At 53.6% G+C, this 22229-nt stretch carries 27 protein-coding genes; 12 read left to right on the top strand and 15 right to left on the bottom strand.

Annotation, left to right across the window (positions count from 1 at the left end; genetic code table 11):
• Positions 1-6 precede the first annotated feature (6 nt).
• The 12 genes from SLW75_RS26545 to SLW75_RS26490 all read left to right on the top strand — a co-directional run bounded on the left by SLW75_RS26545 (position 7) and on the right by SLW75_RS26490 (position 6297).
• Positions 7-1377 carry a hypothetical protein gene (locus tag SLW75_RS26545; protein WP_410935870.1) on the top strand — a complete coding sequence of 457 codons (1371 nt, stop codon included), beginning with the start codon at positions 7-9 and terminating at the stop codon, positions 1375-1377.
• Positions 1378-1392: 15 nt separating this feature from the next.
• A complete protein-coding gene (locus SLW75_RS26540) occupies positions 1393-1620 on the top strand; it encodes a hypothetical protein (protein ID WP_410935869.1) in 228 nt (75 codons plus the stop codon).
• 87 nt (positions 1621-1707) lie between these two features.
• On the top strand, positions 1708-1968 hold the full coding sequence (locus SLW75_RS26535; RefSeq protein WP_410935868.1) for a hypothetical protein: 261 nt from the start codon (positions 1708-1710) through the stop codon (positions 1966-1968).
• A gap of 86 nt (positions 1969-2054) precedes the next feature.
• Positions 2055-2249, top strand: a complete 195-nt coding sequence (locus tag SLW75_RS26530; protein WP_410935867.1) for a hypothetical protein — start codon at positions 2055-2057, stop codon at positions 2247-2249.
• Positions 2239-2460: a hypothetical protein gene (locus tag SLW75_RS26525; RefSeq protein WP_410935866.1), complete on the top strand. Its 222-nt coding sequence runs from the start codon at positions 2239-2241 to the stop codon at positions 2458-2460. Before SLW75_RS26530 ends, SLW75_RS26525 begins: the two co-directional genes overlap by 11 nt.
• 168 nt (positions 2461-2628) lie before the next feature.
• A complete protein-coding gene (gene nicB / locus SLW75_RS26520; protein WP_410935865.1) occupies positions 2629-3585 on the top strand; it encodes a 6-hydroxy-3-succinoylpyridine 3-monooxygenase in 957 nt (318 codons plus the stop codon).
• Between the two features lie 312 nt (positions 3586-3897).
• Positions 3898-4098, top strand: a complete 201-nt coding sequence (locus SLW75_RS26515; RefSeq protein ID WP_410935864.1) for an antitoxin VbhA family protein — start codon at positions 3898-3900, stop codon at positions 4096-4098.
• 103 nt (positions 4099-4201) lie between these two features.
• Complete coding sequence (locus SLW75_RS26510; RefSeq protein ID WP_410935863.1) at positions 4202-4402, top strand: antitoxin VbhA family protein; 201 nt, start codon at positions 4202-4204, stop codon at positions 4400-4402.
• Positions 4403-4429: 27 nt separating this feature from the next.
• Entirely contained in the window at positions 4430-4597 is a 168-nt protein-coding gene (locus SLW75_RS26505; RefSeq protein ID WP_410935862.1) for a hypothetical protein, read from the top strand.
• Positions 4594-4899: an XRE family transcriptional regulator gene (locus tag SLW75_RS26500; RefSeq protein ID WP_410935861.1), complete on the top strand. Its 306-nt coding sequence runs from the start codon at positions 4594-4596 to the stop codon at positions 4897-4899. Before SLW75_RS26505 ends, SLW75_RS26500 begins: the two co-directional genes overlap by 4 nt.
• A 449-nt stretch (positions 4900-5348) precedes the next feature.
• The gene (locus tag SLW75_RS26495; protein WP_410935860.1) at positions 5349-5531 is read left to right on the top strand and encodes a hypothetical protein; all 183 of its coding nucleotides are present in this window, start codon (positions 5349-5351) and stop codon (positions 5529-5531) included.
• A 4-nt stretch (positions 5532-5535) separates the two neighbouring features.
• Positions 5536-6297: a hypothetical protein gene (locus tag SLW75_RS26490; protein WP_410935859.1), complete on the top strand. Its 762-nt coding sequence runs from the start codon at positions 5536-5538 to the stop codon at positions 6295-6297.
• A gap of 58 nt (positions 6298-6355) precedes the next feature.
• Here the strand turns inward: SLW75_RS26490 and SLW75_RS26485 are convergent, their stop codons facing one another.
• From SLW75_RS26485 to SLW75_RS26415, 15 genes are all read right to left on the bottom strand, one after another.
• On the bottom strand, positions 6356-6904 hold the full coding sequence (locus SLW75_RS26485; protein ID WP_410935858.1) for a single-stranded DNA-binding protein: 549 nt from the start codon (positions 6902-6904) through the stop codon (positions 6356-6358).
• A gap of 64 nt (positions 6905-6968) precedes the next feature.
• Positions 6969-7649 (bottom strand): hypothetical protein, encoded by a 681-nt coding sequence (locus SLW75_RS26480; RefSeq protein ID WP_410935857.1) that lies wholly within the window; start codon positions 7647-7649, stop codon positions 6969-6971.
• Positions 7650-7910: 261 nt separating this feature from the next.
• Complete coding sequence (locus SLW75_RS26475) at positions 7911-8714, bottom strand: hypothetical protein (RefSeq protein WP_410935856.1); 804 nt, start codon at positions 8712-8714, stop codon at positions 7911-7913.
• 38 nt (positions 8715-8752) lie between these two features.
• Positions 8753-9250: a hypothetical protein gene (locus SLW75_RS26470; RefSeq protein WP_410935855.1), complete on the bottom strand. Its 498-nt coding sequence runs from the start codon at positions 9248-9250 to the stop codon at positions 8753-8755.
• A 120-nt stretch (positions 9251-9370) separates the two neighbouring features.
• The gene (locus tag SLW75_RS26465) at positions 9371-11557 is read right to left on the bottom strand and encodes a DotA/TraY family protein (protein ID WP_410935854.1); all 2187 of its coding nucleotides are present in this window, start codon (positions 11555-11557) and stop codon (positions 9371-9373) included.
• On the bottom strand, positions 11554-12147 hold the full coding sequence (locus SLW75_RS26460) for a hypothetical protein (RefSeq protein ID WP_410935853.1): 594 nt from the start codon (positions 12145-12147) through the stop codon (positions 11554-11556). The genes SLW75_RS26465 and SLW75_RS26460 overlap by 4 nt, the downstream gene beginning before the upstream one ends.
• Positions 12147-13391, bottom strand: coding sequence for a conjugal transfer protein TraW (gene traW, locus SLW75_RS26455; protein ID WP_280319595.1), 1245 nt, complete (start codon positions 13389-13391; stop codon positions 12147-12149). Before traW ends, SLW75_RS26460 begins: the two co-directional genes overlap by 1 nt.
• Positions 13391-16447 carry a hypothetical protein gene (locus SLW75_RS26450; RefSeq protein WP_410935852.1) on the bottom strand — a complete coding sequence of 1019 codons (3057 nt, stop codon included), beginning with the start codon at positions 16445-16447 and terminating at the stop codon, positions 13391-13393. The genes traW and SLW75_RS26450 overlap by 1 nt, the downstream gene beginning before the upstream one ends.
• Before the next feature lie 11 nt (positions 16448-16458).
• Positions 16459-17184 (bottom strand): HNH endonuclease, encoded by a 726-nt coding sequence (locus SLW75_RS26445; protein ID WP_410935851.1) that lies wholly within the window; start codon positions 17182-17184, stop codon positions 16459-16461.
• Between the two features lie 44 nt (positions 17185-17228).
• On the bottom strand, positions 17229-17672 hold the full coding sequence (locus tag SLW75_RS26440) for a hypothetical protein (protein WP_410935850.1): 444 nt from the start codon (positions 17670-17672) through the stop codon (positions 17229-17231).
• 19 nt (positions 17673-17691) lie between these two features.
• A complete protein-coding gene (traQ, locus tag SLW75_RS26435) occupies positions 17692-18225 on the bottom strand; it encodes a conjugal transfer protein TraQ (RefSeq protein WP_410935849.1) in 534 nt (177 codons plus the stop codon).
• 10 nt (positions 18226-18235) lie between these two features.
• Entirely contained in the window at positions 18236-18946 is a 711-nt protein-coding gene (locus tag SLW75_RS26430; protein WP_410935848.1) for a hypothetical protein, read from the bottom strand.
• A 23-nt stretch (positions 18947-18969) separates the two neighbouring features.
• On the bottom strand, positions 18970-20322 hold the full coding sequence (traO, locus tag SLW75_RS26425) for a conjugal transfer protein TraO (RefSeq protein ID WP_410935847.1): 1353 nt from the start codon (positions 20320-20322) through the stop codon (positions 18970-18972).
• A 7-nt stretch (positions 20323-20329) separates the two neighbouring features.
• Positions 20330-21538: a DotH/IcmK family type IV secretion protein gene (locus SLW75_RS26420; RefSeq protein ID WP_410935846.1), complete on the bottom strand. Its 1209-nt coding sequence runs from the start codon at positions 21536-21538 to the stop codon at positions 20330-20332.
• A gap of 12 nt (positions 21539-21550) precedes the next feature.
• The coding region (locus tag SLW75_RS26415; protein ID WP_410935845.1) for a DotI/IcmL family type IV secretion protein at positions 21551-22229 on the bottom strand (679 nt) is incomplete at its 5' end.

The following is a 22229-nucleotide window of genomic DNA, read 5'->3' as shown; positions in this document are numbered from 1 at the left end:
GGCACGATGACAGCGATCAAGCTGGGCAACGACTTTTGGAAGTTCACCAAGGACCAGGTGGAGTTGCCTATTTATTGGCGTCCTGATGCAGTGTCGAACCATCACGTTGGCGTCGCAGGAACATCCGGTGCAGGCAAGACGCACTGGATTAGGGAATTCGTCACCAACATGGATGAGCAGGTAGAAATCGACATCTTCGACTATCACGGGGACATCGAGATTCCGGGGGCCGAAACAGTCCTTTTCAGCGAAGCAACACGCTATGGGTTCAACCCGCTGGTGTTGAACACAGACCCCCATTACGGGGGCGTGCGCAGGGCTGTCAATGATGTGATTGAAGCTATGAACAGCACCTCCAGAAAGCTTGGCGGCAACCAGGAAGGTGTTCTGCGCCACTTGCTCACGGATGCTTACGCAGCCCGCGGTATTTACGTGGATAAGCCACACACTTGGCAGCGCCGGGAAGCCTCGGATGACGAAATCAAAGACATCATCAAACACAAGCGCTGGGCAGATCTGAAAGCCGTTTACCCTACGCTCTCTGATGTTGTGCGGCTCGCCAAACGCAAGCTGCGCGCCTTGTGGATGGGGATAGACGACCAGGATGACGGCAAACAGGCCTTGAGCTGCTTTGAGGACTACTGCAGAGCAATGGCTGCAATGAATAAACGTCGGGCGGATGTCGCCAAGTCCCAAGGCCGGAACGGCGACGATGATATAGAGGCCCTGGAGAAGCGTCTCGACACGGCGAAGGTTAAGGCGACTGAGGCACACCAGACCTTCCTCAACAACCTGCAAACGGGTCGAGAGTTCGATGATGCGATGAAGTACCACAGTAAGGACGTAATGCTGAGCGTCATTACTCGACTCGAGAACCTGATTGCTACGGGGATTTTCAATCCCAATCCCCCACCTTTCGGGAATGCGAGGATTCGCCGGCACAATATCAAACCCCTTGCCCAGTCCGAGGATGAGTTGAAAATGTTCGTCCGGTTTCGGATGCGGGCGATTATTCGAGAGATGATGCAGCGAGGGGAATCCCACGGAAAACTTCGCCGGTTGATCGTCTTGGACGAGTCCAAGAAATTCAATGATGAAGACGCCTCCAATCCAATCAATGTGGTCGTCACAGAGATGCGTAAGTTCGGCCTTGCAATACTTCTGGCCGGCCAGTCGCCTGCTCACTTCAGCTCCGACTTTATCAAGAATGCGGGCACGCTTTTGTTGCTCAACCTGGCTACTGCAGACTGGGACGAGGCTGCGCGCAAGCTGAAGATCGATATCAAAGACTTGAAGTACCTCCGGCCCCAAACAAGCGGTGCGGTACGCATGCTTGAAAAAGGTCAGATCGCCAATTTCCGCCAGATCCACTTCTAAGATAGCGAAGCCACCATGTCCCCAGTTTTGTTGAAATTGATCCGCATTATCCGCCGCCTCAGCATGGCTGTTGCCTATGTTGTTATCTTCGGGCTCATTTTGTACGGCATGGCGTTGCAATTCAGCGGCAGGGAGCTTGAGCGCGACCTGATGGAGTCCAGCCTCCATTGCGCCTTTGTAGCGTTGGGAATCAGGTTGCTGATCGATATCTTTTTTGGTGACAAGCTGAAGGTTAAAGTCTAAATTACGCATGTCCGTACGTACTTACGTACGTATAAATCGGTTTTGACGGGGCGGCTACCCCGGATCTGCGTTGTCTAGGAGCGTCATATGACTTTGAAAATACCCTGCGGCAATATTTCACAAGCTCTCGCAGAGCTCCTTCCAGGGGAGTCCTTGCTGATCCCATGCAACGGGAAAACCATACAAGTCACACAATCCAGCATCACGTCGATGCTGAAAAAGCGAAAACTGGTCATGGCTGAGTTCTCCCAGAAAAAAACGCTTCTTATCCGGGACGAAAATTCATTGCCCGACCCGCTGATACTAGTTTCCAGGCGCAGCGCGTGCGAGGCGCCGTCAGCAGCCTGACGAACCTTGACCCTCGTTAGCGGGGCCCCTCCCCGGGCCTCCGCTGACACGTAGCGTGTAACGCTCAATAATCCAAAGGATTGAAGATGAAGTTGACTATAGCGATGGTGCTCTTTATGGGTATCGCAATTGGCTTGCTTGAGACAGGCCTGCAGACGGGTTTTCATTGGGTGAGTCAACTGGGGGTTGGTTTCCTGACCATTGCGACTGTGTTGCTGCTAACGGATATGTTTGTCTCTGTAGTTGCATCGTTCAAAACGGATGAATCACATGGCGCGTGATGAGAGCCAAAAACTCCTGGTGATCGGAGGTCCATTTGATGGCCAGCAAATGGCTCGTGCCGGCGACAGGTTTTCGGAAACCGTGGGTACCAAAAATAGTCGTTTCCACGGACGCTATTGCTACAAGCTGAGCTGGCACCCCATGCTAAAAAGATTGGTCTGGGCATTACCCGAAAACAAAAGCGTGAAAAGTCCTCCCACCGATTTTTGAGGGAAAACGCGAATCACCTTGCATCACCTTGTGTTCCCTTGCATTGCGACCGCAATTGCGGAATAATCCACTTAACAACTAACCCTCATGACCGGCGTGGCTTGACCATCTGGTTCGAGGGGGAAAAAGCCGGCGCTAGCCGGTTTTTTCGTTTTTGGAGTACGAGAAATGCAGGGAACGCCTGAGCTAGAGCCTCTGCGCACTCGAATCTACATCGACGGATATAACTTCTACTACGGCTGCCTGCGTGGCACTCCCCACAAGTGGTTGGATCTGCTGCCCCTCTTCGAAAGACACATCCTGCCATCCGCGCTAGTCAAGGATTGTGAAGGCCGTATCCGGCAATCGACCCTTCTTACCGCCCCCTCGATCAAGTTCTTCACTGCGAAAATCATCGAATCTGTTGCCCGAGCTCCTGACTCTGTATCGTCTCAGGCGCGTTATCACACCGCGCTGCGCAAGCTGCATGATGGTCGAATCGAGCTGATCGAAGGTTACTACGCTGTCAACAAAATGAAGGTGAAGATCGTCGACGCCGAGCATCCCGACAGGGCTCCACGCGACTGCCAAGAAATCCAAGCCTGGAAGGTCGAGGAGAAACAGAGTGACGTGAACCTGGCCCTGCAGGCCTACCACGACGCGATCACCGGGCAGATCGACCACGCTGTCATTGTTACTAACGACACAGACATTGCACCCGCACTAGAAATGATCAGAGTCCATACCAATGTGCTGATCGGCGTGGTTGTGCCAACCACTGATCAGACACGCCCGCCGAACACTGATCTTGTGAAGCTCGCGCATTGGAAGCGGGAGTATGTCAATGCAAGCGAACTTGCAGCTTGCCAGTTGCCCCGCGTCATCCAGAGTAGGAAGCCGACCACCAAACCGGAATCTTGGTACGGACAACCTGAGCTGCTGCAAGAGATTCTGGATTTAGCTATTCCGGTGCGGGGGAGTAAAGCTGCAGCATTCAAATGGATGGAGCAGCCCAATCCTTACCTGGATGGCAAGCGACCGATTGAGCTCGCTGAGTCTGTTGAGGGTGCAAATTGCGTACTGGAGTACATTCGGAATTACATTGCGCAACATGCAGGGGCATCAGATGAGCAGAATGGAAGCTGATCATGATCGCTGTGCTTGTTCAGGCTTCGCCGAACGGCTCTCGTAACAGAGTGAAATGCTCCTCCCAACCTACTGCTTAGCGTACGATTTTCTCCGTGTTCTCTATCGTCGCCTGCAGGTGCTTTAGGAAGAGAGAAATGCGACAGGCCCCAATATTGAGTAGTGTCGATTGAAGCGTAAGCGTTCGGCGAATACACGTTCAGAGTTCAGCAAATAAGGACGCGGGTGTATACTTATTAAGTGGACACCATCACCTTTGGAGTCTCTAAACTAGAGAAAAATGATTTTTAGGCGCTGTAAGGAGTGACAGGAATGGCTGATGAACCAAAATTCCCTATTAGTGACGAAGAGCGTCAACGTCGCAAAGAGGCTGCCGATTATGCGCGGGCTTCGGTTGGGCTGTCGGGTTTCGTTCTCAGCGCTGAGAATGAGGCCCATGCAGAGCGTTTCATTAATGGTGAAATCGACCTAGCCGAGTTCGTACGGCCCCGTGCTGAGCATACGCGCGGATGACCGCCAACACAGCCTGATTTCGCGGGCTTCTGTACAATTTTCAAGCTGCGCGAGCGTCTGTTGCTTAGCAGCCCATATCCTCGCGAACCATCGGAGAGACTCCATGTCTGTTGATATCAACCTGAATGCCCGGCAGGCAGCAGTCGCTAACGCTCTCGCAAATCAACACCTGGAAGGCCTTGAACCCGATACGAAGGTCGTTCTCGATCTCCAGCGCTTTGCACGCGGGGAATGTGACATCGATGTTGTGTTGAGCAACTTCAAAGCAAGGATTTCTATCGGCGAAGTATTCGGGAAACGGTAAAAATCCTTATGCCTATCCAGGAAAATCATGAGCCACGATCAAGTCATTAAGCAGATCAAAGAAGATCTTTCACAGCTGCGCAATGAGGTCCGCAACGGCCCTCGCCACGAAACCCGGAACATGCTGGTGTCTGCCAGTCTGGGCGCAGTATTCGCGCTCGGCGTATTCTGGCTTGCCTTTAAGCTTCTGTCATGAAACGAATTCAACAGTACGACCCGCCTTCGACGGGTGATCTGGCGCATCTAAAGGATGAGCTCAATTTCACCAGTACGCAGATGGCAGACCTCGCAGGACTCGCCCAAGGCACTCAATGGCGCAAGTACACAGGCGGAGTCGCGGCCCGCGAATTGAGCCTGCACATGCACTTTTACATGGCTGCGTTGCTCACGCTTTCGGATGAGGAGTTAAGCCGAATAGTTGACTGCATGCGCGCGCACGGCGCAGAAGTGGAGCTGGGGCCTCTTCCGTCCGGTCCTACGCCCAAGCCGACTGATTGAAACCTCCCGGCATAGCAAGGAGTGGGGCCCTTAGGAGCGCTTTTTGGCCAAGTATTTGTGTGCCGTTAAGCTTCAAACGACCCGGAATCCTTCCCCTTTTGCTGCACTGGCCATCGCGGACGATCAGCCTAACGCGGTAGCACTGAACATCGTCCAGGTACGTGCCGGTCGGCATCGAGCCGACCCGAAATCTTTCCCCCTTTGCCGCGCTGGCCATCATTGAAGCTCTGTATGCGGTACACCAGCTAGCGCGCCAATGGGCTAATGGGCTTACGGGCTGCAGCCATCAAGGGCGACAAGTCACCCTATCTTGCCCCAGCTTCATGGATGCTCCGCACGCACAAGAGACCTACGGGTATGGCTTCGCTCCAGGATGGGATCGGCGTGCATTCTGGAATTAAAGCGCCGGCAGACTGTATGCTGGCAGTGATCAAATCGAGGCTAAATCTATGACCAAAGAGGAATTGCGACAGCAGCTGCAGGATCAGTTTGATCGGCATCTGCAGGTCAACCCTGATGCGGTGAAACTTTACGCTGCAGAGCCCGAACCTGAAAAAAGGCCGTGGAAAAAGAAACCGAGTCTGCTCGATCAGGCCTTCGCGCAAACCCTGGCGGACATTGAGACGCGGTAAAGCAATGATTGACTGGACGAGAATCGGTTTAGCCAAGTGGTACGACTGCAAACTGGGAACGATGACCGACAGAAAGCTTGCCGGGTTGGTTGGCACCTCGGTAGCGGTAATTCGGCGCCGGCGTGAGCTGTTCTGCATCGAGGTCTGGTCGATCAATCAGTTGATTCGACCCTATCGCCATATGTTTGAGGACAACTCGGATCTGACCATCGCCCGGGTGTGCGGGGCATCGGTGAAAAGCGTCACAACGTATCGCCGTAGCGAGGGTTTATCCGAGTATGTACGGCCGGCTCCCTTGCAGCGTCTTCAAAGATTGCCCTTAGGCCACCCTGTGAGGCCCTTCAAGATGATTTTGGGACGCGTAGCTGATGAGGAGGTGGCAAGGCTCTCACGCGTCGACGTGGAGAGCATCGCGTCGATCAGGGAGTCATTTGGGTTGCCACGTTTTTTGTCTGCGGCTCCTCAACCGATTCACCCGAGCGCTTGGCCAGATTTCCACGGACCTTGGCTTGGGTTTGAATCATTGCTTGGGTCAATGTCGGATCGCAAGGTCAGCCGCACTGTTAATGTGCCAATTTCCGTAGTCGAGCAACGCCGGATTTTTTTAGGGATTCAGCCCTACCGAAGAGTTTCCAAATTGGAGCCGTATCGGTACCTCCTCGGTTTGGTACCGAACAATTTGATTGCAAAGCTCGCAGGCGTCTCGCACACCCGGGTTACCGATTATTTGAAGCTGGTATCCGCCGAGCATAAAAAAACCGCCTAGGGCGGTTTTGGAGTTTGGTAGCCAGTAGATCAGATAGCGAGCCTCGAAAAAAGTGTACTCAAACCAAGTGCCAACTGAATCTGTATGGATCCATGAACGGTATGTCGTCATCAAAGCTGTCAAAATCCGGAGCCGGTTGCGGCGAGGCCTGTTGTGGCGCTGGACGCGAATCACGCTCGGACTGCGGGCCTGGCTGAGGTCGGGGTTGTTGAGGACGAGGTGCTGAGTTGGGCGCAGCGCCTTGGCCTTGTTGGTCGCCCTGCGGCCGGCCGCCCAGGAGCTGCATGGTGCCCTGCATGTCGACCACGATTTCCGTGGTGTAACGCTTGATACCGTCTTTTTCCCACTCCCGCGTCTGCAGCTTGCCTTCGATGTACACCTGCGAGCCTTTGCGCAGGTACTCGCCGGCGATCTCGGCAACCTTGCCGAACATCGACACCCGGTGCCATTCGGTTTTCTCGACCTTCTGGCCGGTCTGCTTATCTGTCCACTGCTCGCTGGTCGCCAGACTCAGGTTGGTCACGGCGTTGCCATTAGGCATGTAGCGAACTTCAGGATCTTGGCCACACGTACCGACCAGAATGACTTTATTTACACCTCTCGCCATGATGAGAGCTCCTTGTAATGTTCATTTTTGAAGTGCGACTTGCATCGATCGGATACGTGCTCGGTTACGCCGGCCGGGGTGCTTTAGGAATTGCAGGCGGTGCGTCTTTGGAGTGGATACCGTATTCAGCTTGCCTTTCACGGATCAGTTGAGAGTGGCGTTTGACCCCAACCGTCTGATCGATGCTTGCACCTGCCTCGGCGAACGAATGGAACTGCCCATGCGCCGTACGCTCTCCGTCTACGGGCTTCCCGGGTATCCCAGTGCTGTAAGGGATGTGAGTAGAGGTTTTGACTTGGAAAACGTCGAACCTATCTCCAGGGCCGTCAGTGTTATGCATGACATCGAGGCGATGTCCATGCACCAGGCGCCCCATCTCACCTCGTTCATTGAGCTGCGCGGCTTCAGAGGTATGTTTGAATTCACGGGATGCGAATACCCGCTCGCCGGCAATGACCCGTTCGCGGAGACGCTCATCGCCTTCTGCAGGCGCTGCCGGCAACGACTCAACTTGGAATGCTTTGTTGTGCCCGGGATCTCGAAAAGGGGCAGGAGCTTCAGGCCCTTGGTGTTGTGCCAGCTGCGCAATGAGTTTTCTTGTCTGTACCAGGTTCACCACATCCTTTGGCTGGGCATCGATCAAGCCAACCAGCTCCTTGTATTCACTACCGGTCAGTCTGTGACGTTTTTGCTCGGCGATTTCCTTCAGGACTGCTTGCCAGTCTTGAACGCTCAATGCACTCATTGGTGCCTCCTTTCAAATAGCTCAATCGGTCGTACTAGTGACGCCTTCACGATTTGGATTTGTTCGGCAGCCTTTGCGATGGCGGATTTCTTCATCGCTAGGCCTCTGCGTATTGTCGAACTTGAAAGAACCGTCGTCGTATTGCTCCAGGTAGCCCCAGCTGCAGTCCGTTTCGCTTTGCCCAGGCTTTGGAGGGAGCTCCCACCAGGGTTCGCGGTTCACTAATTGATTCATATGCACCCCCAAGTTGAGTGGTGGCCATCACAAATTGACAGTCGTGAGCACTTTAGAAGACTGACGATCGCGCAGCTCGATGACGCCGTGCACAACCTCGCCAGTGGCAGTCATACCGGACGAATTCGGAACGTACAGATACAGCGTGCCCAACAGATCGAGGTTACCTTGCGCCCTCGCCTGCTCGATCTCCCGGGCTTTAGTCTGGTCTGCGACCGCAATGCTGCAGGGGACCTCAGATGGTTTGATCTGCAGGTTCATCCCCGCTGTATTGCGCACCGGGTTCGCCCAGCAGTACTGGCCGTAGCTGGTGATCGGGAATGAAGAGCTCGAAAAGTCATAGGGACCCACCATGACATTTTGCACACCCATCCCCTGCACTACCGATGATCCTTTAATCGGCAGGGTGTAGTAGTCGTTCTTCGCATAATCATCCAGCTGTGCACTTACCGATGGCCATTCGGCTTTTTCGATATCTTGCCTTTTGAAAGCATCCGAGGTGGCTTGGTAGCCTGGAGATAGCCATTCCATTTTTTGCTCAGTTGTTGTGCTGCTGGGGGCCTTGGCCAGCACCAAGAACGTAAGAGCCTGCCCGCCAGGAAGCGAGTTGAGGTCGACGTATTCGTTCAAGGGCACGGAGGCGTCAGCGGAGCTCGACACCTGTGTGGTCGCTGGACGATTCAGCTGGGATGAACTGGCGACCTTTGGACTGTTGAGCAGTGAGGGTTGCCCGGCGGCCGCATCGGGGGCTTTCTGGGCCGGGGAAGGCTTGTCGCACCCGGCGATGAGACAGCACGCTGCGAGGGAGATCGCAGTCATTTTAAACTTCATGGAAAGCTCCATTCCTTTGAGTAAAACTGTCGCACGGTTCACCCGAACAACGTATGCATATCGGACTTCCACGCACCTGGACGATCGATCCGCACTCCGATCTCCCTCAGGTTGGGAAGGCGTGTAACCAGTTTGAGTAGCGGATGAGGACTTTTCTCAGGGCTTAACTCCCAACTGTCGATTTGGTCAAAACCCACCATTACTGGCCCAGTTGTGATGTCGACGTACAGGACTTTCCTTTCCTCTGGGTCGAAGCCCACGTACCGGTTGAAAGCCACTGAAAAAGCCTCATAACGAGGTCTGAATCCATCGCGTCTGTAGGCATCAATTTTTCGCTCCAAGCGCCGTTGCAGCATGCGAGGGACGATAGCGAACATGAAGTACCCGAGCGCTATGTAGAGCAGCCCTGCAACGATCAACATGCCTGCCACATTTGGATCTCGCCGGTAATCGAAGCAGGCGATCAGCGCCACCGGTATCACCGGTACGAGGCCGATCAGATAAAATGGTCGAAGAACCCACCATGCAATATTCATAATGATCTCCATAATCCGTATCATGCCTACGATACGAAATCTATGTTTATTCTAGCACGACCTATTGACAGGTCAAACCGCCATTGATAACGGGGCCATATGGCCCCGTTATTTTGACTTTTAGGATTTTATACCGTCACCGCCTGTAGGCCCTTTGTTTCGGCCACCGGAGGGACCCGGACGTGGAGCGAGATGTTCCAGCTTGTTGCCGAACACGTTCATCGCATTTTTCATCTTCTCGTTGTCATCACGGCCCATGGTTGCTGATGCGTGGCCACCGACCCAATTGATCACTTGGTCAGGCACGATCATGATCAGGTTGAAGCAGCTGTGCACGAGGTTCAAGCACATCGAGCAGTAGATCATCAAAAAGAAAATGATCGAAAACAGGCCCGTAATCGAGTCGAATTGTGCGTTGGCCAATGCGACTCCAAACAACTGATTTAGCAGCGTGCCGCCAGCAATCAACGCCGCTCCGCCAAGAAAGAACCCCAGCACCATCAAGATCGGTCGGACCATCACATTGAGCAGAAAGATGTACCCGTGAGTGGTCTTTTGCCCCATACCATCGCCCTCACCGTTCAGGTGAGTAATAGCCCAAAGAGGTGCAGCGATCACGGCTTCGCCGACAACGACGAGCCAGTTAACTGCGGCGCCAAACCAGATAATGAAGGGCACCATCGGGAGGTAAGTGGATAAGGTCCCGCCCAGGATAAACAGGGTGATGATCAGCATGATTATGAAAGGGCCGACGGCATCCAGCACGCCCGATAAAGCATCCCCCAACGAGGTAACAGCGTTCGCAACCTTCGAGAAAGCTCCGGCTATGCTCCAGCCTTCCTTGACCTTTTCCAGGGTTTTAGCGGCTACGTATCCACCCATGGCAGTTTCAGCCGCCACCATCGTGTAATCGCCCAGATTTTTCATCTTGATCAGCGGGTTGACTTGGCCCAGGCCCTCCCCGCCAGCATTTACATCTACCAGATAATTGACGATTCGCTGACCAGGTGCGGAGAAAATACTGCCAATGATGCTGCCCGCATCTGAACCTCCGGCGCCCTTCGAATAATCGCCGCTGGTTTGGGTGCCCAGAGTGCTCGTGAAGGTTGATGACTGTTGCTGCGCTTGGTAAGCCTCCATTGCCGCGGCGTACACGTTCACGATCGCAGGATCGCCGCTGGAGGACATGCCGAACACCGACGCTTTTGCAGCCATTGCATCAGACAGCTTTGTGTTTGCTTGAGCGAACGTTTGGTACCAGGCGCCCAAAGTCCACCACCCAGCCTCTTTGATGCTGGAGGTCATTTTTTTGGACAACTCCCCAATATTCCCTTGCTTGGTAGCTGCCGCGCGGTTTACTGAGTTCTCATATGCTTGGGCCGCAGACTGAATTGCCATCTCCACGTCAGGCAGGGCAGTGGTTTTCCCTAATTGCCGTTGGATCACTGCATTTACAAAGTTTTGAGCAGAGGTGCTTAGGCTGGCCTGCATGGCCGTCAGAGCAGCCAGGTGGGCTTTGCGTATGTCCGACACGTCAATGGTGCCGCCGAAGAGATTTGTGGACACGGCCTGAGGCTCAAGGTCGCCCTGGACGTCGGCACCGCCACAGACAAAGCTCGCGTTTTTTAGGATAAACCCGGTCTGAGTTGCTGACTGCTGAACGTAGCCATTCTGAGTAACTAAGGCGCCGCTCGCCTGTGCCTGCGCAATACCCGCGTTGATCCCGTGGAGGCACAGATTGGCCTCAAAGACGCTGTGCCCGAGACTAACTGTCGAAGGCATGACAGGCTGGACGACCATCGAAGTACCGTCACTGAAGGCTGTTATCGCGCTGTCGACGCCGAGGTTCGCGATACCAATACCCATGACCGAGGCTCCCCACAGCATAAGCAGCTGTGACAGCGACCAGCCACTTGCGGTGGGTACCAGCGACACAAGGCCCCACACGAGGCGTACAGGCCCCCAAATCGTCGTCTGTTGTTTGTCGAATACAGAACCGTCGTGCGCGGTGCGTGTGAGCTTGCGGAATACGATGTAGCAAGCCCAAATCGCCCCGACTACTAGCAAGGCACCGTTGAAGACCTGAAATATGCTCGCAAGAATGGTGTCCCCGCTGGTGTCGCCGCCGGCGAGTGGGTTATTCACGACATTGCCGTATATCGCCACCAGAGCTTCGCGGGATTTATCGCCCGTTCTTTTTGCTGCAGCAGATATCTCACTGATCGTCGTTCCATCCGCAGCCCAGCTGGGGAGGGAAACCATCCAGGCGACCAAGAACCAGAAGCTTTTACTCGCAATCCCTTTCATAGCTCTGCTCCATGGTGTTTGCCGTACAGAGGGTTCAGCGTTTTGATCAACCAATCTGGGTTTTCATTCTGAAAATCAGCAAACCCTCCTTTTTCATCCTCTGAAAGGCGTCGGGTCTCCAACTGCCAGAGTCGAAACTGCGCGCTCAGTGCAAGAGCGAAAAACAGCGGTGTAGCTGCAGCGATCGACAATAGGCTTTGGATCACCGTCCTCATCGAACCGTCAAAGTACCCAGTTACAACGCCGATTAACCCAAACATCCAAAAAATGGCTCCGGCAAGCAGCGCTGCACGCTTCCTACGCAAGAAATAGAGATGCAGTTGCTCGACAGACATTGCACCTGGCTTGCGGTTGGCCATCGCCTGCTCGAACGTCAAAGCTTCGCTTCCGGCTTCGGAGCCGCCGTCGCTCTGAAACAACGCCTGCTTTGCTTCTGCAGACAGATCTTTGATGGCTTCCCAATTTTCTTTGGTTTTGGCAGCTTCTTGCTTGGCCAGTCGCACGGTCTGCTTCATCGACCAGAATGGGAGAATTATGCGCAAGGCGATGGACGCAGCCTGTTTAGATCGCGATGGCGAGTGATCTGTCATTATTTGCTGCCTCCCATACGCCCGGAAATAGCGCGCATTTTTTGGGTCAGGATGGGCTCAAACTCCGAGCGTGCATTGCTTGCGAGATTGAGGCCGTCGATGATGTTTCCTCGCTGAACGTCGTTGCGCAGCTCAAGCAGCAACCAATTTGTTTGTGACTGCACGCGAATCTGTTCACGAACCAAGTTGTCACCCTCCATGTTTTGCAGATCCGCTTGGTACTCGGTGTTTGCATACCGGCGCCCGACTTCAAAGGCCTCAAACTCCCTAGCCGACATAGTTCCAGTCGCCTTGGCCTTGGCGGACGCCGTTTTGTTGTAATACGCCTGGGCGGAGGATGACTTGAGCGTATCAACCAGCAGGTCTTTTGTTGCGGGATTAGGCTGGCTGTCCGCAACCAGCTGGTCCTGCGGATCAGTTGCGGCATTGAGAATCGCGCCGTACTGAAGAAACAGGCCAATGTATTGCGCCCCTGCCTCGCTTTCAGCCTCGCCTTTGCGAAGCTGGCTGCCGATCGATCGGCGGGCTGAGTTCTGCGTGTACATCTGCGCAGCGTCTGTCTGTTCTTGGGAGAAGGTTAGATCGGCACTCTTTCCATTGGGACCGGCGCCGATCAATATGGAGTCAAGTCGTTTGTCGGCACCTGGCATCGTCTGGGAGACGCTCGGGCATGCACTCGCCCCGCCGTAAGCAGCGTAGTCATCCGTATCGCAGTAATCAGCGTGAATGCTCGCCGCGCGCATTGAGTCGATCTCACTGGCAGGTGCCGGCGACGTAAGCGCCTGGGCAATCTTGCGGTTCGCGGTTTGGCTACCGCCACCAGACCTCATGGATGTCTTAATGGCGGCTACGCCTGCCTTCACGTCCACCGAGCCGCCTGAGGCGGACTCGCTGCAGATTGAATTCGCGACGTAGTACCGTTGCCGCGCATCTTCGTATCGGCGGTTCTTTTCTTGGGTCGCTGCAAATTCCCGTTCAACCCGGGCTGCTGTCTCAACGGTGCTGGCAACTTTGTTGCTGCCCTGCGTTACGGCTGTCCCCACTTGATACAGCATTGTGTTCACCGAGCCTGCCATGGCGCCTACGGCCGCAGTTGTGGCATTAACCGCGAGTGTGATGCTGAGATTTGCGGTTTCTACAGCACCAACTACGCAGCCGTCACAGATCGCGTAGGCAGGCTTAGAAGCGAACATGCCTAACGTAAGCACTGCTATTGCAAGAGGTGAAGATTTGAGTGCGTTCATTAGACATGTGCTCCTGCTTTGCGACGGTTCCGGTACTCAGTAGTCATCTCATCGGCGAGCTTCAGAACAACCGATTTGGCTTGCTCTGCACCCGCCCGCAGCTCCAGCTGCTCGATGTAGGTCTTCGCGGTACCGAGGGGGAACCTGGCAGCAAGCACCTTTCTCGCCGCCATGGATCCGAGCCGGCTATACAGCGCCGTGCGTAGGGAAACGTCCTGCTGTGTGGTAGAAAAGGCCCACAGTTCCAGTGCACCGGTAGTGTTGGTGAGGATCTGCGTAATGGTGCCCTGATTGGTTTTGAAAATGGCGAGCATGTTCGCGCCTTCTTCAGTTGGGCCAACACATTTACGGTGAAGCTCGCTGATGGTTTGGTCGGAAACCTGAAAAGAATCACGAAGAACCTTTTCATCACTGCGGTTCCCGCCACGTAGCACATACACCGAAGTCGATGCATCCAGTAGTGGTTGCGGAAAGTCGTTCATGAACTGAGAGATCGCGATAATTCGGATACCCCATTTACGACCTTCGCGGCCATCTTTGATGACGGTTTGAACCGGCGCTTCAAGGCCACTGGTGTTGTGCCACTCATCGTACGCAATAATTTTCTGCTGCGACGCAACATCGTCTGCACGCTTGATGTGGTAATCAGCATATAACTCAGGAACGACTTTCACTAATTCCTCCTTACGGAGAAAATAGTTCTTTGCTGCGAGCTGTCTAGCAAAGAGGTACATGCAGGACGTCTTGATAGCTCCCTCAGCGGTTTTAGAGCCAATGACGTCGTTGAGGTCGATTGAGATAACGCGCGTTGTTGCATCGAGGTCGAATCTGGTCCGGCCGGAGAACAAAGCGAAGCTTGTAGTTGCCACTACGAAACAGCGTGACATGTAGTTGAGCAGCGGCTCTCCACTTTTGGTTTGGATCGTCCCAAACATCTGTCGGATGCTTTCGTTGTTCAACATTGCGTTAAAGTCAGCCAGCACTGGCGATGCTTGCCGCTGAGCAATCGTCGCTTCCTGAATGTAGCCTGCGGCGAACAGCATATCGGTTACTTCATACCAGGTAGCAGTAGACCACCATTTCTCATCATGCTCAGCAAGGATCCCGGTCTCGAGCAGGATCTTGTCTACTAATGGAACAACTTCGGGCTCGTACTGATTTGCCCCGTTTCCGGCTCTGTCGTCATAAACCAAGGTCAATAAGCGCTCATTGACACGAGATACTTCTGCAGGCGCGCGGCCGATATCGGTATCGGTACAAAGCAGGTTCATGAAATCGACGAGAAACTCACGCTCCCGTGTGGTGGGTTGGCGGGCTCCGAGTTGCGTATCGTAAGGGTTAACTGCGTACTCGACACTGTTCTGGAGCTTGAGGTAAACAGCTTCATTTTTTCGATGGTCAGGCAGCGAGTCGCGAATCACCTGGATCAGTCCGGATGAGGACGGTCCGACATCCACGATTGTCATCAGCGGCAGCTGAACCGCACCAGGCCGATGGATCGCAGCGTTGTTCATCGTGTTTACAGTTACCGATTTACCCGAGCCAGGTATCCCCGAGAACAGCTCAATCCAGGTGTCTTGGATACTACTACCCAGACCCACAGGATAGATTTTGCCCTCAGGCGTCCTGAGGATCCATGAGCCGGTATCTGCCCAAGGTGTCGCCGGCCGTTGTAAAGGGAGCATAGCCAAAGCGTCTGGAAGCGGAGGCAACAGACGATTCGCTGTATTTTTTGTGGTGAATGCAGGGATGGTGGATGCAAGGCCAGCCATAGGATCGCCATGGTTCTGGCTAACCTGACATGTACCCCACGACTGCAATGATTTCTCCAAAGAAGACATGCGCTGCTTAACCGTGTCTTTGTCCTCAGCCCAGGTAGAAGCCGAAACTTTCATTGAAAGAATCGCTTCTTCCTTTTGAAGCTTTTCCAGGTCCGCGAAAGATTCACGAATGGAGCGGTTGCTTGGCAGAAGCCCTACAAAGCCTGCAACCATTCGCCGCATCCGGACCTCGTTCAGACCGCTCGGGTTTAGGTCAAACCGAATTCGCCAAGGGACAACCTGATCAACTGCAGAAAACAGTTCTTTGAAGGGAAGTGGATCCTGCGGACCTAGTTCCATACCAAACGAGCCATGCCAGAGTCTATCCGTGCGAATGTAATTGCCATCTGGCTCTACGTTGTTGCTGCAAATCTGGTAGCTCAAACGAGGGGCAATAAGGTCCGAATAGTCGTCAGATCGTTCTGGGCCGCTCGGCATGTGGCGGTCGCCAGGTAGAGACGGCCGGAACTTTTGCGAGGTACCTTCGCGGTTGATCATAATTCTGACGCGCTTTACGGCTTCGTGCGCAGTCAGAGGTTTCATCATGATCCCCTTTTGACCATCAACGCCGCAGTTTGCGAAATCATCCTGCAAACGCTTGACCATCGTGTCATGGCGATACTTTAATGCGGAAAGAGCAAACGCAGGATTCTGGCCATATTGCGTCCGAGGGACGTTATGCTTCGCCAAACTTGCCGTAAGGGCATTCATCTCGCGTTTTTGTTCTTCGGAACTCATAGCGCTCAGATGGGTGTATACAACAAGAATATTTTGCTCCCATGAGCACAGAGGGTAATTACGCATTACCCGGTCCAAAATGATGTCCTCGGTTTCGAGCCCAATCCTTCGAGCCGTATTGAGCAAAGGTTCAGCGAGTCGCATTAACTCGTCTTTGGCCCGGTCAGGATCGCGCTCGAACGAAAAGGTCAGTGAATGTCCGTAACGCTTCATATAACCCGTCATTCGAACTCGTAACGATTCAATCATCGCGGCAAATTCGTGCTCAGAAAGCATCTGAAAGGTGCCTTGGAGGTCAAAAACAGTCAGTAACGAATATCCTGTGTTGACCAACGTGTACGGGTCCTTCAGATCTGGAGAACGCCGAATGTCTTCATCGGTCACACCTACTGCGGTCATCAGCTCGCAGTAGCTTGTCATGTCTTTATTGATGAGATGTCGGGCAAGGTACTCAATTGCACCCTCAACAGCATCTACGCACTTCTCCAGAACTCCCATACCCTTCCCCTTCAGCTCGGCGCATTCATTATGTCGTGATACACATTTGGCCAAGATGCTGTAGGTGTCGATTTATAAGCATCATGAGCCCATTGGTTTGCGCTTGCGCTGTAGGCACCTGGATTAAAGATTACCGCAAGGTCTCTAAACACTACACCGTGCACATCGGTCCCGACTCCTTCCATCTTCACAAGCGCATTAGCAAATACGCCAGGTTCAAAGGTGCCCCACGCCGCTTCGGTGTACTGTCTGTGTGAAGCCAGCCAATTTAACAACTTCTTCGCATCAGCTTTAGTCGATTCATCACCTGTTTCCAAGGCCACCAAAATACACCTTTGGAGGTTATTAACGTCCTGAGCAACTAACCCTGGAAGGTATCCGATGAATGCGTTCCCTTCCCCCAGCTCCCCAAGATGCTGCCACCCGTGACACAAAGAATCTACGGCGCGTAAGTTGTCTTTGCGCACATCTTGGTGGTTCTGATTTAAATTGTGAATTTCCAGGCTTTGCGAGGGGAAACCACAAAAGTAACAACGATGTTTGCTGTCGCGTAATACCTCGCTCCGCAACTCTGCGTTCAACAGTTTCTTACCGGGTTCAATAGAACCTGGCTCTTTGTCTCCCCAGATCTGCGCTTTGGTAGATAATGTCAAACCCGGCAATGCTGGACGTTCGAAGTTACGACCCAGCGTAGCGTCGGGGACTACCATGTCTGACTGAATATCTTCGCTGCTCATCAAACCTCCAAGGCAGCCGTTGAGACTGCCTGTTCTGCTAGTGGTTAAGGGACAACGCCTTGTTGGCCGGCATCGATACCCACAGTTTCACCTGCAGTTGTCATCATGAAGCCGGTCGCGCCGAGTGCTGCACCGCCCAACAGCGGCCCCCAGATCTGAGTGCCAGTAACTCGGCTGTTCTCGCCCTGCTGAGTTTTTTTCCACATGTTCATGCCGCCCCAACCAGCACCGCCAAAACCCAGCACTGCAAAAAGCTTTCCGAAGCTTTCTTTCAACGAGTCGCCCTGCTCCGCTGCTTTGCTCCCCATGTCAGCAAAACCTTCAGCATGTGCCTGGGCAACAAACATGGTTGTCATCGTAATACCGGCGCTTGCCAACATGATTCGACGCTGTACCGGGTGTTGGCTGTATTCGTCGGTCTTGGTGATCAACTGCACGTGAGCTTTACGTACGACATCGCCGATTGCTTCGAAAGGATTCAATTTCATAATACCGCTCCGTTATGTGCTACCAGTAAAGTTTGAATGTTTGTTGAAACGCATCAATCATTTTGTCTACATGAACCAGCCCAGCGCCCGCAATAAGGTGCGTTAAAGCACGCCAGATAAGATCCTCCGCTCCGTTTGAAGACTCTCCATCGATGCTCGCTTTCTTCAATAGCATCAATCCTTTGAAGCAGAAAAACCCGCCAGCCAGACTTGCCAAGGTCAATACCGCATTTACAGCATCTTTGAATTTGCCGAATTGCTCTGCGCCGCTCCATGAGATCGCACCATAGTTCGACTGACCCTCTGAGAAAGTGGTCCAGACCGTGCCTATAGTCCCCGATAAGTTGAACAGCATTGCTCCAATGATGAGAATCATCACCGTGCTGCCAGCAGATATCGGACGGCGACCGGGTTGGACACTGGCGAGCTGCATCCTGCGAAGTACCATGCCTGCGTACATCAAGCCGATGAGCGCACCTAGGCTCCATAGCAGTAGCCATATCACTTTGGTCAGCGAAGACGCTGCCCCAATGATCATGCTCGCGAGATCCATACCTTGCTCCTTAGCGGATCACGCCGAGGTTTGTAACAACCTGGCGGGATACGGGATCTATACGGAGCACACGAATTCCATCAAACACATCACCGACCTGGACAACGAATGTTCGCTGATCGTGTCCCAGCCAGGCTTGATCCGTGTAAACGGTATTGATGCTGTATCCAGTGAGTACCTTGGACGTGGCGCTAGCTGGAGCGGCTGGCTGGTTACGTACAGCTTGGAGCCTCTCCTTGGCTTTTGGCGGCGTATCAAGGCGCCGGGACTCCAGCATCGCGATCTTCGCCTGAAGTTCTCTGACCTGCCCCTGCAGCTCAGCAGTGACCTTCGCGAAAGTCTCCAATTGGCTTTTTACTTGGATCATTTCTACTTGGTCGGCAACTGGTTGTGGAGGGCTCAGTGGCTCTTCTACAGCTCGGGCCGGGATTGGGCGCTCATTCGGCACATATGTAGGCTGGGTCGCTTGAGTGCTGAATTGTTGCCCCTGCGAAGTTGATGCATTGGAGCGGAGAATCTTCGGCACGAAGATCCAGATAGCCGCGATCACCGCAAGCACTGCGATGAAATGCCATGGCTTAACTTTCTCTACAAACGAGTTCCTATTTCTGTTTGGCACAGAATCCTGAGTTGATCGGGGATCAGCTTCCGGTTGAACCACGCTTGCTTTCGGGGCCGGAGATGCAAATACATCCATGTCGCCCGCTGTCTGTGTTGTCATCTTGGCGTCCTTTCAGCGCTGACTCAGTAGCGAGTCGAGTTCATAATGTTGGGTTGACCGAGACCAGGGGTGTAGCCTGGATACCCGTTGCCCATACCCTCTTGGTCACCGCTGCCCGTTGCACTAGGAGGTAAGCGATATTGAGGTTTTGGCTGGCCAGCAGGTTGGCTAAGCGTATTCAATTCATCCTTCTGGTTGGCTTGAATAGCATTTTTGTCGAGTGCGTCGCTTGCCATAACCGGGCCAATAAATTGAATCCCGATTGTTGACCCTAGAGGTCGAATTACCTGCTTTTGAGGCATGTTCGCGCCGTCATTTGCGAGAACCTTGCCCGCTTGCTGCCCAATTCCGCCAGCAAAAGTACCAGCTACTGCCGCACCATTAGGCGTCTCGGGATAAGTCGAGATTACTGCGCCCTGACTTGTGATGATGTTTTGAGCGCTACCCTGCTCATAAAGCTGACCCGTTTTGCCAATGGCAATTGCGAGTGCAGGAAGAATGATTCGCTCGAAATAGCGATTGTTTACTTCGCCTGAAAGCGCAGTCCTCATGCTGTCTGGATCTACCGCTTTAGCAGCAATTTTGTAAGAACGCCCTTTCCACTCCATATAACTGAATGTCATGTCCACAGTTTCGTTAATACGCTTGTAGCCCATCGCGAAACAGATAGCCCCGGCGAAAGGCCCGGTAGCAATCTCGGCACGCACCATTGAGTTCTCGTCAGTATCAATCTCTGTTTTGAGGATTGACGGTGCTAAGGTAAAGCCAGGAACCACCACACTATCGGGTTCCTTTCCACCACCTGCATTATTAACGCCTCGTTGAGTACCGGCGCCTGCGCTGCCGGTAGAGGCCATAGATGCCGGCATGACTGATTGCGCGTAGGCCGATGGGGTAATCTCGGCGTCAGCACTCAACGTGCCTGAACCGTGTGGCGTTTCAACCCATGCAGACATTATGCCTGTAACCTGTTGTGCAATTAGCTTGTCGTACTCTTTGTTGCGAGTAACAACTTGTTGCGGCTGTTGCTGCGGCTGTTGGTAGTAGTAGTTAATCTGCGGTGGTTGCTGCGTCTGATTTGTCCCAGTTGTTTCAGGTCTAACGGACTGAGCTGACATGACCGACATGTACGAACCGCCGTTAGCCTCCGCTTGTTGGGCGTTCGACTGATTGTATCGGTTCAGTACCTGACGATATTGTTCGCTTTCTTCCGTTTTTGTACCCTTCGCATTAGTGGTGATTCCGCGAACAGATGAACTAGTCGCGTTATGATTTTGGAGCCACGTATAGCCAAGGTAGCCGCCGCCAACGACAACTATCGCTGCCAGGGCGACAATTACTTTTGTTTGGCGACCGATATCAGCTTGAGTACTCATATGGACCTCAGTTGATGTCAAGTTGAAGGGTAACTGACTGGCCCATCTGAGACAGTGTTACAAACGGTGTTGCAGGGAGGCGATACACCTTAGTCCCATCACCTGAAGATAAACTCTGATCAAACGCAGTTTGAATGTCTTGCTGAGTGCGGACGAAGATGTCGCCGTTGTATTGCCAAACCTTTGTATGTGTAGGTACATCGCCATGCGCAGTCACGGATCGAGCATCCTTAGGCGGGATACCGTCAAGAAAGGCTTGAAGAGTGTCGTCATAGAGAGCAATTTTGCCCGGGCCGATTAATGGGGCTTTGGCGTTTGGGCCTCGGCCTGGAACGCGCACATCCAGCCGTGCATCTACAACCCGCGATTTCTCACCTTCTCCATCAGGCTCACCCGTAACGAGTTTTACGACCACAGGTGTTGCAGACCCTTGTAGAAAAAGGGCGATGTTTCCGGATTCATATGGGGATGTGGTTGAAACCACCACTACGTGCGAACCTTGTAGCCATTCAGCCGTAAAGATGTTGGGTCTGGAAATTCTCGGTGTGATTGCCAGAGGCCATGGTGCGCCGGTGGAATCAAGGATGACCAGGTTAGAAATTTCACCAGGCATCACCCGCAACACCGGCAGTGAAGCACCCGGGCTGAGGTCGACAGAGACACTCGTAATTCTCGGGATAGCTCTGACAGGCTGATACGCCTTCGCTTTTCTTGTTTCTTCAAGATTTCCGCGCATCTCCTTAATTTGGGCAGGCGGGAATGGAGCAGCCACTCTCATGACTTCCTCAAAATCTGGTGAACCCTCTGGAGCCTGCAGGGGGGGCATCGGAGCGATACCATTTTGCTGTGGCTGATTTACTGCGGTCCCCTGAGCTTGGGCTTGCGGCTGGCCCTGTGGTTGGCCACCCACGACATAGTTCGCCGCGCCGTAGTTCGTCTGCGGGAAAGCATTTTGCATCTGAGGATTTACATTCGCATTAGCTTGGCCTGGCGCCGCTGGGAAATTTGCAGGCGTGCCTGGTCCTTGCACCTGAACCCACTGTCCAGGAGGTGGTGCCGGTTGCTGTTGCATCGTTTGCTGCACGGGTTGCTGTTGCGCCGGTTGCTGCACTGCCCCGGGGCCCATGGAAGCGCTTTGCGGCGCCTGTCCGTCTTGTGCAAACGCAGTGTTGATTGCCAAGACAAGCATCGGCACTACAAGCTGAAATCGTTTCATATGGTTCCTCCCTTACCGGGGCTTGATGACGATGTTGTCGAGGGCTACGCCCACAAGGGAATCGAGTGTGGGAATACGAGTAACCGTCACGAGAGCGACGAAGTTCTGAGCGGGTTGTTCAGTGACCTGCCCAGTCAGCTTTATCTCGATTGGAAGCTCCACCTTGCGAACCCAGACGTTGTCGACCAGCCGATCGCTAACAATCACTCCTGTGCCCGCAGTGACGGTCATGTTCATGCGCTTGGTCTTGATCGAGTCCAGGTATCCCCCAGCTTCGAGCTGTTGCAGAAATTGCTTGAATCCTTCACGAGTCCAATCTTCACGTGCCTCTTCCAGCTGGCCGCGGTACTGCTGAAAATTGATCGTCAGCGAACGGTTGATCGCGTCTCGGGCGAACTGGATAACGTCCGCTGGCTTCAGATAAGGCTCTGAAAGTGGGACCAGTCGAACCACCCGCGTGCCGTCGGCTGCAAAGTATTGGCGATCAGGGTGAACAGCGAACCAACCAAGCATCCCGTTGAGCGCCACTGAGGCGACAAGACCCCATGTCAGAACTATGTTCGACTTCGCGAGGGAGCTCGAAAGACCGCTAAGACGCTTGCGATCCTTTTGTTCCTGGAGCACCGGGTCTACGGCATCGACGTTCTGGTTTAACGTCTTCACAAGTGCGAGCAATTCCTGCTCATATTCC

Source organism: Pseudomonas sp. W5-01 (genome assembly GCF_046540435.1).
Lineage (GTDB): Bacteria > Pseudomonadota > Gammaproteobacteria > Pseudomonadales > Pseudomonadaceae > Aquipseudomonas > Aquipseudomonas graminis_B.
This window is presented reverse-complemented; position numbering and strand designations above follow the sequence as displayed.